11 protein-coding genes and 1 tRNA gene are annotated in these 12,333 nt (G+C 64.4%); 10 read left to right on the plus strand and 2 right to left on the minus strand.

Features of this window, described 5'->3' with window-relative positions:
* The first annotated feature begins 151 nt into the window (after positions 1-151).
* Positions 152-625, plus strand: a complete 474-nt coding sequence (locus AC54T3_RS16520; RefSeq protein ID WP_496626415.1) for an OmpA/MotB family protein — start codon at positions 152-154, stop codon at positions 623-625.
* On the plus strand, positions 622-1,470 hold the full coding sequence (locus AC54T3_RS16525; protein ID WP_496626416.1) for a motility protein A: 849 nt from the start codon (positions 622-624) through the stop codon (positions 1,468-1,470). The genes AC54T3_RS16520 and AC54T3_RS16525 overlap by 4 nt, the downstream gene beginning before the upstream one ends.
* Here AC54T3_RS16525 and AC54T3_RS16530 read toward each other — a convergent pair.
* Positions 1,458-1,532: transfer RNA gene (locus AC54T3_RS16530), tRNA-Glu, on the minus strand. The two genes, AC54T3_RS16525 and AC54T3_RS16530, sit on opposite strands and share 13 nt — an antisense overlap.
* A gap of 109 nt (positions 1,533-1,641) precedes the next feature.
* On the opposite strand from AC54T3_RS16530, the gene pcnB reads away from it, so the two are divergent.
* From pcnB to panD, 5 genes are all read left to right on the plus strand, one after another.
* Complete coding sequence (gene pcnB, locus AC54T3_RS16535; protein ID WP_496626417.1) at positions 1,642-3,030, plus strand: polynucleotide adenylyltransferase PcnB; 1,389 nt, start codon at positions 1,642-1,644, stop codon at positions 3,028-3,030.
* A 7-nt stretch (positions 3,031-3,037) separates the two neighbouring features.
* On the plus strand, positions 3,038-3,664 hold the full coding sequence (gene folK, locus AC54T3_RS16540) for a 2-amino-4-hydroxy-6-hydroxymethyldihydropteridine diphosphokinase (RefSeq protein ID WP_496626418.1): 627 nt from the start codon (positions 3,038-3,040) through the stop codon (positions 3,662-3,664).
* A 5-nt stretch (positions 3,665-3,669) separates the two neighbouring features.
* A complete protein-coding gene (panB, locus tag AC54T3_RS16545) occupies positions 3,670-4,503 on the plus strand; it encodes a 3-methyl-2-oxobutanoate hydroxymethyltransferase (RefSeq protein ID WP_496626419.1) in 834 nt (277 codons plus the stop codon).
* Positions 4,504-4,512: 9 nt separating this feature from the next.
* Positions 4,513-5,388 carry a pantoate--beta-alanine ligase gene (panC, locus tag AC54T3_RS16550; RefSeq protein WP_496626420.1) on the plus strand — a complete coding sequence of 292 codons (876 nt, stop codon included), beginning with the start codon at positions 4,513-4,515 and terminating at the stop codon, positions 5,386-5,388.
* Between the two features lie 215 nt (positions 5,389-5,603).
* A complete protein-coding gene (gene panD / locus AC54T3_RS16555) occupies positions 5,604-5,984 on the plus strand; it encodes an aspartate 1-decarboxylase (protein WP_496626421.1) in 381 nt (126 codons plus the stop codon).
* 146 nt (positions 5,985-6,130) lie between these two features.
* On the opposite strand, the gene glgA is transcribed toward panD, so the two are convergent.
* A complete protein-coding gene (glgA, locus tag AC54T3_RS16560) occupies positions 6,131-7,642 on the minus strand; it encodes a glycogen synthase GlgA (protein ID WP_496626422.1) in 1,512 nt (503 codons plus the stop codon).
* Positions 7,643-7,723: 81 nt separating this feature from the next.
* Between glgA and zwf the strand changes: the two genes are divergently transcribed.
* The 3 genes from zwf to AC54T3_RS16575 all read left to right on the plus strand — a co-directional run.
* Entirely contained in the window at positions 7,724-9,199 is a 1,476-nt protein-coding gene (gene zwf, locus AC54T3_RS16565; protein ID WP_496626423.1) for a glucose-6-phosphate dehydrogenase, read from the plus strand.
* Positions 9,183-11,864 carry a chemotaxis protein CheB gene (locus AC54T3_RS16570; RefSeq protein WP_496626424.1) on the plus strand — a complete coding sequence of 894 codons (2,682 nt, stop codon included), beginning with the start codon at positions 9,183-9,185 and terminating at the stop codon, positions 11,862-11,864. Before zwf ends, AC54T3_RS16570 begins: the two co-directional genes overlap by 17 nt.
* Before the next feature lie 64 nt (positions 11,865-11,928).
* The coding region (locus AC54T3_RS16575) for a PAS domain-containing protein (protein ID WP_496626425.1) at positions 11,929-12,333 on the plus strand (405 nt) is incomplete at its 3' end.

The following is a 12,333-nucleotide window of genomic DNA, read 5'->3' on the forward strand; positions in this document are numbered from 1 at the left end:
GCTTGAGCCTGAGCCCGAACCTGAGCCTGAGCCCGAACCCGATCCCGAGCCTGAGCCTGAGCCTGAGCCTGAGCCTGAGCCTGAGCCTGAGTTGGTGCCTGAGCCGGAACCGGAACCAATTCTGCGGCCACAACCGAGTTTCGAGCCGCTGATGTGGTTGAATGTGTTCGCGCGCAGCCAGGATGCGATTCGCGAGGCGCGTATCGACAACGTCGAGGTCGTCTTGATGGACGATCAATCGGTCAAGGTCAGCGTGCAGGGGCCGATGCTCTTCGAACTCGGGGATGCGACGCTGCAGTCCGAGGCACAGGAATTCCTCGATCGTCTGGCCCAGGTCATCGAGCAAACGCCCTTCGCGGTACAGGTGATCGGGCATACCGATGACCATCCCATGAGCACGGACCAGTTCCCGAGCAACTGGGAGCTGTCCGCCGCACGCGCCGCGCGTGTGGCGCGTTACCTCATCGACAGCGCCGACATCGATCCGCGTCGCTTCACGGTCATCGGCCGCAGCGAGTATGAACCCACGGTTCCCAATACCACCGCCGACAATCGTTCGCTCAATCGGCGCGTGGAGATCATCATTACCCGAGACCGGGTCGAGCCCAAGGAAACGCCAGAATGAGCATCTTGAATTATCTGGCCGCGCTCCTCTTCGGCGCGCTGTTCGTCGCCAGTTTCGCGCTTGGGAACAATGCCGGGCTGTTCGTGAACCTGGTCGGTCTGAGTATCGTCATCTCCGGCACCCTGGGCGCGACCTTTCTCAGCTATCCCATCGGCGACATCCGCTCCGCGTTCTTCGTCGCCCGCAACAGCTACACGCGCAAACTGCCGACCGAGCACGAGATCATCAACTCGCTGCTGGACATGGCGGTGCGCTCACGCTACCAAGGGATTCTGGCGCTCGAGGAGTTGGAGGATCAGACCACGATCAGCTTTCTGCGCTCAGCTCTCGGCATGCTCGTGGATGGCTATCGGCCCGCCGAGGTGCGGGAAATCCTCTCCACCGAGATGCACTACTTCCGCCAGCGCCGCGCCCAGCATGAAAAACTGTTCCGGCACATGGCTCGGCTGGCACCGGCCTTCGGCGTGGCTGGTTCGGTGGTCGGGCTGATCGGGATGCTGACCGGGATCGGCGAGCCCGAGGTCATCATCAGCACCATCCCAATCGCCCTGACCTCAACCCTGTACGGGATCGTGCTCGGCAACTTTCTACTGATGCCGATCGCCGAGAACATCCATGGCAAGACCAGTAAGGAGTTGATGCTGCAGATGCTGATCAGCGACGGCGTGATGGCGATCCTGCAGGAGCAGCACAACACCATCAAGCTGACCAAGAAGCTGGAATCGTTCCTCACGCCCTCGGGGCGTACGGATGCGTCACCGAGTTTAGTCGAGATTCGTGATCGCTATCAGGCCTTGCGCGGCAAGACGATGGCCGAAGCCAACGCGAGAAATGGCGCTCCCTAGGGGATTCGAACCCCTGTTACCGGCGTGAGAGGCCGACGTCCTAACCACTAGACGAAGGGAGCAGAAGCGGTGCGGAGAATCGCGTATTATACGCAGGTTGCTGGCGCGCTCAAGTCGAAATCGCCACATCGGTTCAGTCCTCCCCCTCACCTTTAAGGAACCCTGGTCCGCTTGCTCTCCGATACTCTCCCCGCGCCTCTGATCGTCCCGCGCCCCGAGCATCCGATCTCGCGCGCCCACATCAGCCCGAATGCGCTCAAGGTGCTCAACCGGCTCAAGCAGGCTGGGTTCCAGGCGTATCTGGTCGGTGGCGGCGTGCGCGATCTGCTGCTCGGCCACGAGCCCAAGGATTTCGATATCGCCACCGATGCAACGCCGGAGGAGGTGCGCGGCGTGTTTCGGAATTGTCGGCTGATCGGGCGGCGGTTCCGGCTCGCGCATGTGTTCTTCGGGCGCGAGATCGTCGAGGTCGCCACCTTCCGCGGCAGTAATGCCGAGGGCGGCAGCGAGGCCCAGGTGACCGAGCAGGGGATGATCCTGCGCGATAACGTCTACGGCAGCATCACCGAGGACGCCTTGCGCCGGGACTTCACGGTCAATGCGCTCTATTACAATATCGCCGACTTCTCGCTGGTCGACTACGCCGGCGGGCTCGCCGATATCGAGCAGGGACGCTTGCGCCTGATCGGCGCTGATCCGGTGGCCCGCTACCGCGAAGACCCGGTGCGGATGCTGCGCGCGGTGCGCTTCGCCTGCAAGCTCGGCTTCATCATCGATCCAGACTGCGCCGCGCCGATCCGTGACCTGGCCGAGTTGCTCGGCGAGATCTCGCCGGCGCGCTTGTTCGAGGAAGCGCTCAAGCTCTTCCACGGCGGTTATGCGCTGCAGGCCTTCGAGAAGCTGCGCCACCATGATCTGTTCGCGCAGCTCTTCCCCGAAACCGATGCCTGCCTCGCGCGCCAAGATCATGACTTCCCGATCACCTTCGTCAGTCGTGGGCTCGATAACACCGATCGACGCATCCTCGAGGGCAAACCCGTCGCCCCCGCGTTCTTGTTTGCGGTCCTGCTGTGGGAGCCGGTCAGGCTGCGCTACCAGGCCCTGCTCAGCGAGGGGATGCCATCGATCGAGGCCATGACGCTGGCCTCTCACGAAGTTGCCTCGGCCCAGCAGCGGCGGGTGGCGATTCAAAAACGCTTCGCGCTGCCGATGCGCGAAATCTGGGCCATGCAGCTGCGGCTCGAACGGCGCCAGGGCAAGCGCCCACTGGTGCTGCTGAGTCATCCGCGCTTCCGCGCGGCCTATGATTTCCTGCTCCTGCGCGCCGAGGCCGGTGAGACCGATCCCGAACTCGCCGAATGGTGGACACGCTTTCAGGACGTCGATGCCGCCGAGCGCGTCAAGATGCTCGGCGGTCCAGCCCCGCGCAAACGCAAACGGCGCAAGCGCAAGGCGAAGGCGAAAGGGGAGGCCGTTGAGGCGGGCACCGTCAAGGACGCTGCCAGCGAGGCCGGCGTCACGACCTCGGCGCAACAGCGCAACGGCCAGGCCAATGACTGAATCGCCAATGCGTGAGTCGCCAGCGACGGCATCGCCCGTGGTGGACGCTCCGGTGGCTGAATCGCCAGCAATCGACGCAACAGTAGCTGGACGCCAGCCGCGCCTGCCGGTCTACATCGGGTTGGGCGCCAATCTCGCCGATCCGCGCCATCAGGTCGAGCAGGCGTTGTTGGAGCTGCGGGGTCTGCCGGACTCGCACTTGGCCGCCGTCTCGCCGCTCTATCGCACCGCGCCCGTCGGTCCCGCCGATCAACCGGATTTCATCAATGCGGTGGCCTGCCTAGAGACGGCACTGGAGCCGCTGGCGTTGCTCTCGGCGCTCCAGCAGATCGAGCGCCATCACGGGCGCATCCGCACGGGTCGCCGCTGGGGACCACGCACCCTGGATCTGGATATCCTGCTGATCGCCGATCGCGTGCTGGATGTGCGGGGCCTGCGCGTGCCGCATCCGCACATGCAGACGCGGGCCTTCGTGCTGGTGCCGCTCGCCGATATCGCGCCGCCAAGGCTCGATATCCCTGGGCATGGTCCGTTGGACGCGCTGCTGGCCGCCGTTGCCGACGATACTCGCACCATGGTGCCATTGCGCGAGGAGTCGCCGCGCGTCAACACCCGCCGATCCGGGAGCCTCTGAGCCTGATGTCCGCCGCAACCATCACCACCACAGCCTTGCGCGCGCGCAAGCAGCGTGGCGAGCCGATCGCTTGTCTGACCTGTTATGACGCCGCCTTCGCGCAGCTGCTCGAGCGCGCCGGGGTCGAGGTGCTGCTAGTGGGCGATTCGCTCGGCATGGTGGTCCAGGGCCACTCCACCACGGTGCCCGTGACCCTGGATCAGATGGTCTATCACAGCCGCTGCGTGACCCGGGTCGCCGAGCAGAGCCTGGTCATCGCCGATCTGCCGTTCATGAGCTACGCGACCCCGGAGCGGGCGTTGGAGGCCGCCGCGCGCCTGATGGGCGAGGGCGGCGCGACGATGGTCAAGCTCGAGGGCGGCGGGGCGCTGGCGGACACCGTGGCGCGCTTGACCGCGTTCGGCGCCCCGGTCTGCGCCCATCTCGGGCTGCTGCCGCAGTCGATCCATCAGCTCGGTGGCTATCGGGTGCAGGGTCGTGATGCCGAGATGGCCGCGCGCATCGAGGCCGATGCGCTGGCACTGCAAGCGGCCGGTGCCTCACTGCTGGTGCTGGAATGCGTGCCGAGCGCCTTGGCGACGGCGTTGGCGCAACGGCTGCACATCCCGGTGATCGGGATCGGCGCCGGCCAGGGCTGTGACGGCCAGGTGTTGGTGCTGCACGACATTCTCGGCCTGACGCCGGGCAAGGCGCCGCGCTTCAGCAAGAATTTCCTCGCCGAACGCGCGGATGACGGTGCCAATGACAACGCGGAGGTGAGCATCGAAGCGGCGGTGCGGGCCTATGTCGCCGCTGTCAAAGCGGGCGATTTCCCGGCCCCCGAACACACCCTGGCCTGAGTCTGATCGATGGAATACATTGAACAACTGAAAAAACTACGCGGGCGGTGCGGCGAATGGCGCCAAGCCGGTCTTCGCGTTGCCCTAGTGCCCACCATGGGCCACCTGCATCCTGGTCATCTGTCGCTGATCCGCGAGGCCGCCGCGCGCGCCGATCGCGTGGTGGCGAGCGTCTTCGTCAATCCGCTGCAGTTCGGTGCGAGCGAGGACTTCAGCCAGTATCCGCGCACCTTGGAACGTGATTCGGACATGCTGCGCGATGCCGGCTGCGATCTGTTGTTCGCGCCCTCGGAGGCCGAGGTCTATCCGCGTGGACGCGAGGGGCAGAGCGTCATCGAGGTGCCCTGGCTTTCCGATCAGCTCTGTGGTGCCATCCGGCCGGGCCATTTCCGCGGTGTCGCCACCGTGGTCGCGAAACTGCTCAACATGGTGCAGCCGGAGGTCGCCATCTTCGGTGAGAAGGACTTCCAGCAACTGTTGATCATCCGCCGCATGGTTGAGGATCTCAATCTGCCGGTCGAGATCGTCGGCGCGCCAATCGTGCGCGAGCGAGACGGACTCGCGATGAGTTCGCGCAATAGCTATCTCAACACCGCCGAGCGCGCGATCGCGCCACGGCTGCATGCCAACCTGGTCGCGGCCGCGACGCGCTTGCGCGCCGGTGTGAGCCGCGAGGCCGTCGAGCACGAGGCCGAGCAAGCGCTTGCGGCGGCCGGATTCGAGCCGGACTATGTGAGCGTGCGGCGGCGCTCGGATCTCGCCAAGCCCGCGCCCGCCCCGGGCACCCCGGCCGACCGCGCGCTGATCATCCTCGCGGCGGCCCGGCTTGGCCGCGCCCGCCTGATCGACAACCTCGCCTGTGATCTCGATGCATCCCTTGCCTAGCCAGCGCCAGGGTTGAGGCGATAGAATATATTGCACTGCAGCATCCGCTGCCGACCGACACGCTGACCAACACCGCTCGCACGCTTGTCTGGCCCATCCGCCGGTGCAAGCATGCCCCCATCTTGACCATGACTGTCCTGACCTCGGCGCGGCGACCCTGTACCGACGGGCCCGCAGTGATGACAGAAGGCCGTTGCCCAGGGAGATGATGACCAATGCAACTCACTCTGCTCAAATGCAAGCTTCATCGCGTGTGCGTGACGCAGGCCGAACTCGACTACGAGGGCTCCTGCGCCATCGACGAAGACCTGATGCGCCAGGCGGGCATCCGTGAGTTCGAGCAACTGCACATCTACAACCTGGCCAATGGCGAGCGCTTCAGCACCTACGCGATTCGCGCCGAAGCGGGCTCGCGCGTGATCTCCATCAACGGCGCCGCCGCGCACAAGGCGAGCCCTGGCGATCGACTCATCATCTGTTGTTACGCGGGAATGAGCGAGCAAGAAGCGGCCCAGTTCGAGCCAACGCTGGTGTATTGCGACGAGCACAACCAGGTGATCCGGCTCGGCCACCAGATCCCGGCCCAGGCAGCCTGAAGGCGCCTTGCCTCAGCCTGCCGCGCACTCTCCTAGCTGCGGCGGGCGCGGCGGCTGAGCCACGTGATCGGGCTCTAGCAATATCTGCCGCAGTCAGCCTCTAGCGGCATGCGTGGCGCGGGCGAGCGCGCGGCGGCGACACCCGCTCAGGCCGAGAGCGCCTCGGTTTGCTCTAGGCGCGCGCCGAGCGCCTCTTGATAGAACAGCTCATAGCGCTTGGCACTGGCCTCCCAGCTCAGATCCTGCGCCATCCCGGTCTGCATCAACTGCCGCCAACTGTCGGGCTCCTGGCGATACAGATTGAGCGCGCGCTCGAGCGCGCCCCATAGGGCCTCGGCATCGGGGCTGTCGAACAGGAAGCCGGTCGCTTCGTTGCCGGCGAGTGTGTGTGGGTTGGTATCGACCACGGTGTCGGCGAGCCCGCCAGTGCGACGCACGATCGGCACCGTCCCGTAGCGCAGGCTGTACATCTGATTGAGCCCGCAAGGCTCGAAGCGCGAGGGCATCAGGAACAGATCGCTGCCAGCCTCGATCAGGTGCGCGCGCGCCTCGTCATAGCCGATGCGCACGCTGAGCTGGCTCGGATAACGCGCGGCCTGCTCGAGCAGACGTTGCTCGAGCGCGCGCTCACCTTCGCCTTGCATCACCAGTTGCACATCGCCCCGCGCCAGTAACCGTGGCAGCAGATCCAGGATCATATCGACGCCTTTCTGCTCGACCAGCCGGCCGACATGGCCGAGCACCAGGCTGTGCTCAGCGTGCGGGAGGTCGAAATGGTGCTGTAGCGCGACCTTATTGGCGGCCTTCAGCTCCAGGCTGTCACGGCCGTAATTCTGTGGCAGGCTCGCATCCTGCAGCGGATCCCAGGTGCGATAATCGATGCCGTTCAGGATGCCTTGAAAGCGACTGCCGAGCTGTCTGAGCAGTCCGTCGAGTCCAAAGCCGTAAGCCGCCGTGCGGGCCTCGGTGGCATAGGTCGGGCTGACGGTGTTGATGCGATCGGCGAAGACGATGCCGCCTTTCAGGAACGACATGCGCTGATGGAACTCGATCCCGCCGATCGACCAAAGCGCGGGCGGCAGCCCGAGCCGATCGAAGGTCGCGCGCTCGAACACGCCCTGATAGGCCAGATTGTGCACCGTGAAGACGACCGCTGGTCGCTCTTCGTAGCGGTTCAGGAAGACGGGCGCGAGCCCGGTTTGCCAATCGTTGCAGTGCAGGATATCCGGGCGCCAATCGAGCGTGGGCAAGCCGAGCGCCACCCGCGCGAGCACGCGCGCGAAGAGCAGAAAGCGCTCTGGATTATCGCCCCAATCGCCACCGCTGACGTCGGTGTAAGGGTTGCCCTCGCGGCAGAAATAGGCCGGTGCCTCGACCAGATAGACTGGCAGATCGCGGTCTGGGAGCAAGCCGCCGAGCAGCGACACCGGCCCCTGGGTATTCTTGAGCCTCAGCTCACTGAGCACTCGCAACTCGCGCACCAAGCGTTTGGCCTGCGGGTAAGCCGGGATGATCAACCGGGCATCGTGGCCGAGTTCACGCAGCGCGGCGGGCAGGCTGGAAGCCACATCGGCGAGGCCGCCGGTCTTGACCAGCGGGTGCGCTTCGCTACTGGCGAACAGAACGGCTTGGCCGCCGCGAGCGAGTGAAGGGTACATGAGATCGGGTCCGAAGCTTGTGATGTTAACGGGGCTCACCAACTGAACCTAGCATAAACCGTTTATCTTGAGGGGGCTCGCATGCAGGCGGATTGCACACTGGTGATTTTTGGTTCGACCGGGAATCTTGCACAGATCAAGCTGTTGCCGGCGCTCTATCACCTGGAGGTGGCGGGCCATCTGCCCCCTTCGATGCGGGTGCTGGGGTTCGGGCGACGCGATTGGAGCGATCAGCACTGGCGCGACGAGGTGCGTGGCTGCGTCGAGCAATCGGCGCGCGGTGGGCTCGATGGGGCGGCGCTAGAACGGTTGCTCGAACGGCTCTTCTTCGTCGAGGGCGATCTCACCGATGGGGCTGGCTTCGAGCGGCTGGCCGAGCGTTTGCGCGGCAACGAGGGCTTTGCGCACAACCTGATCTTTTATCTCGCCATTGCCCCGGATCAGTACGGCAATGCCGTGGACGGGCTGGCGGCACAGGGGCTCAACCAGCAGGACGACGGCTGGGCACGCCTGGTGGTCGAGAAGCCCTTCGGCTTCGATCTAGAGAGCGCCGAGATCCTCGACGAACACCTGCGCCGGCACTTCAGCGAGGAGCAGATCTTTCGCATCGACCATTACCTCGGCAAGAGCACGGTGCAAAACGTGCTGGTGTTCCGCTTCGCCAACCTGCTGCTCGAGCCCCTTTGGAATCGCAACTACATCGATCACGTCCAGATCACCCATGCCGAGTCACGCGGCATCGGCAGCCGCGCTGGCTTTTACGATGGGGTCGGCGCCCTGCGCGACATGATCCAGAGCCATCTGCTGCAACTGCTGACGCTGGTGGCGATGGAGCCGCCGCCAAACCTGGATGCCGAGGCACTGCGCGACGAGAAGGTCAAGGTGCTGCGCTCGATTCGCCCGATCAGCCGCCAGGCGGTGCATGCGCAGGCCTTTCGTGCTCAATATCGGGCGGGCGAGGTCGATGGCAAGAAGGTCGCCGGTTATCTCGACGAGCCGGGGATCGATCCGCAGAGCGCCACCGAGACCTATGCCGCGCTCAAGCTCTACATCGACAACTGGCGCTGGCGCAACGTGCCCTTCTACCTGCGCACCGGCAAGCGCATGGGCGAGACCAACTCATTGGTCAGCATCCGCTTTCGGCATCCGCCGCAGCAACTGTTCCAAGACACGCCGATCGAGCAACTGAAGCCGAATTGGCTGATGATCAACATCCAGCCGAACGAGTGCATCCGGATGGAACTGCAGGTGAAGCAGGCCGGACTCGAGATGCGCACCGTCACCGAGCATCTCGATGCCAACACCTGCCATATCGGCGGCGAGCAGATCGATGCCTATGAGGCGCTGTTGCTCGACACCATCGAAGGCGATCACTCGCTGTTCCTGCGCTACGACGAGGTCAACTACGCCTGGCGCATCGTCGACCCGATCCTCAAGCTCTGGACCACCGAGCGCAACTTCATCCACACCTATCCGGCCGGCTCTTGGGGGCCCGTCGAGGCTACCCGGCTGTTCGACAAGGAAGATCAGGACTGGCGCAATGACCTCGATGGTTGAGTCACGAACGCCATTGAGCGAAGACAGCACCGAGCCCTCCTCGAGCACGCCATCGATGACCCCGGACGAGGACATCCCGGTGGTCGGGGTCGGTGCCTCGGCCGGCGGCTTGGCCGCGTTCAAGGCACTGTTGCGGAATCTACCGCCGGATACCGGCATGGCCTTCGTGCTGATTCAGCATCTCGACCCGACGCATCCCTCACTGTTGATCGAACTGCTCGCCAAAGACTGTCCGATGCCGATCCAACTGGCCAGCAATGGTCTGGCGTTGGCGCCGAATCAGGTCTATGCGATTGCCCCCGGACAGCGGCTGAGCCTGCTGCATAATCACCTGGTGGCGCTGACCGAGGGTGGCGAGCAGGGGCGTGCCTACAACCTGGTCGATCTGTTCTTCAACAGCCTGGCCGGCGATCGCGGCAGCAAAGCGATCGGTGTGGTGCTCTCAGGGACCGCCTCGGACGGCAGCCTCGGCTGTCGTGCCATCAAGGAGGCGGGCGGCATCACCTTTGCGCAGGATCGCGACAGCGCCGAATACGATGCCATGCCGGCGAATGCGGTGGCCGCAGGTTATGTGGACTTCGTGTTGCCGCCGGCGGAGATCGCGCGCGAACTCGGCCGTTTGGCACAGCACCCGTTGCTGCGCCCGGAGCGGACCTCACAACCCTCGGAGGAGGTCGCGGCCAGCCCGACGGAGCTGAATAAGATCTTTATCCTGCTGCGCGCGCGCAGCGGTCACGACTTCTCCGCCTACAAGGAGACGACGATCCGGCGCCGGCTCGCTCGCCGCATCCTGCTACATAAGCTCGATAGCACCGCCCGCGATATCCAGTTGCTGCAGCATGAGACGAAGGAGATCGATGCGCTCTTTCATGACATCCTGATCAATGTCACCGGCTTCTTTCGTGATGTCGAAAGCTTTGTCGCGCTGGAACAGATCGCCTTTCCGGCGTTACTGAGCGAGCGTCCGTCGAACCTGCCGCTGCGGATCTGGGTGCCAGGTTGTTCAACCGGGCAGGAGGCCTATTCGCTCGCCATCGCGCTCGATGAGTACCTGACCGCAAACAAGACGGTGCCGAGCATCCAGATCTTTGGCAGCGATGTCGACGACGAGGCGATCGAGACGGCGCGTGCCGGCGTCTATCCACCGAGCATTGCCGGCGAGGTCTCGGCCGCGCGGCTCAAGCGCTATTTTCAGCGGGTGGCCAAGGGCTATCAGGTCTGTAAACCGATTCGAGAGCGCTGCATCTTCGCGCTCCAGGACGTGACCCGCGACCCGCCGTTCTCGCGTATCGATCTGTTGAGCTGTCGCAACCTGCTCATCTACCTGCAGCTGCGGCTGCAGCAGAAGATCTTGCAGCTATTCCATTACGCCTTGCAGCCGCAGGGATTCTTGCTGCTCGGTGGCTCCGAGAGCGTCGGTAGCCAGGTGGCCTTGTTCGCGATGCAGGACAAGCAGGCCAAGCTCTACCGGAAGAAATCGGTGGCCACCGAGCCGCTGAACGCGTTGGTGTCTCGCAGCAAACGTCCGCCGGATGAGCCGGCAACGGCCGACCCGCCTGGGCCCGAGAGCCGGGTCTACGATTTGAATCGGGAGACCGAGCAACGCCTGTTAGCGCGCTATGTCCCCGTCGGCGTGGTGATCGACCCTGGCCAGTGGATTCTGCGGTTTCTCGGTCGGACCTGGCCCTACATCGAGCCGAGCGCCGGCACGGCGACGCTGAACCTGTACAAGTTGGCCCATCCGGATCTGGTCGTCGAGCTGCGCGCCGCCATCTATGCGGTGACCAAAGAGGGGGGCGAGCAACGCAAGGAGAATGTGCGCCTGCGGGTGCAGGGACAGGAGCAGCGGGTCGATATCCAGGTGCTCGTGCTCGGCGGTGCGATCCGTGGCGAAAATAACCTGATCGTCCTCTTCGAGCCCAGGGTCGTCAGCGCCGTTGCCGAGGAGCGCACGGCGGCGGCGCTGGCGGAATCGATGCGCTCGGCGGGCGAGGCCGCCTCCGGCGCCGATGTCGCCACCACGCGCGAGCTGCTGCGCTACCAGGCCGAACTGGAGCGCGAGCTGACCAACACGCGAGCGTCGATGCAGTCGATCATTGAGGCGCAAGAGGGCACCAATGAGGCGCTCAGCGCCGCCAACGAGGAGGTGCAGTCCACCAACGAGGAGCTACAGAGCGCGAACGAGGAGCTGGAAACGGCGAAGGAAGAGCTGCAATCGACCAATGAGGAGCTGGCCACGGTCAACGACGAGTTGGAGAACCGCAATCGCGAGCTGGCGCAGACCAACAACGATCTGATCAATCTGCTCTCCAGCGTCGAGCTGCCGATCCTGATCCTCAACGCCGATCTCAGCATCCGCCAATTCACCGAGCCGGCGGAAGCCCTGCTCAATCTGATCCCGGCGGACGTCGGTCGACGCATCAGCCACATCAAATCGGACTTCGAGATCCCGAACCTCGAGCGGCTGGTGCTGGAGGTCATCGACCAGATGAGCCCGCGCCTGCTCGAGATCGAGGACGGGCGGGGACAGTGGTACTCGGTGCGCATCCGTCCGTACAAGACCATCGACAAGCGCATCGAGGGCGCCATCCTCGTCTTCATCCCGCGCCTGAGCGCCTCCGCCTCCCCTGTGGTCTCCCCGCCGGAGAATCGAGGGGCCAGATAGCACGCGCTGCTCAGGATGTGCCTATACTCGAGCATAGAATCCCTCTTGATTGCTAGGAAAAACCATGGCACGCCACGACAACCTCAGCCGGGACGAACTGATTCGTCTCTTGGGTGAGGCTGAAATCGCGCTCGGGAGCGATGACAGCGATGAGGCGCAGCAACTGCTGCACGACCTCCAACTCCATCAGATCGAGCTTGAGATCCAGAATCGAGACCTGCGCCAGGCCCAGGCCGAACTCGAGGACAGCCATCATCGCTACGCCGAACTCTATGATTTCGCGCCGGTTGGCTATCTGACGCTCGATCGCAACGGCATCATTCGCTCGCTGAACCTGACCGCCGCCAAGCTGCTAGGGCGCGAGCGCGCCGGTCTCGTCGATCGCCCGCTGAGTGGATTTCTGGTCAATGGCAACAGCTTGCGACTCTTCGCCCACCTGCGGGCGGTGTTCGCGGCGGCGGACGAGACC

Source organism: Halochromatium sp. NSM3 (genome assembly GCF_059621085.1).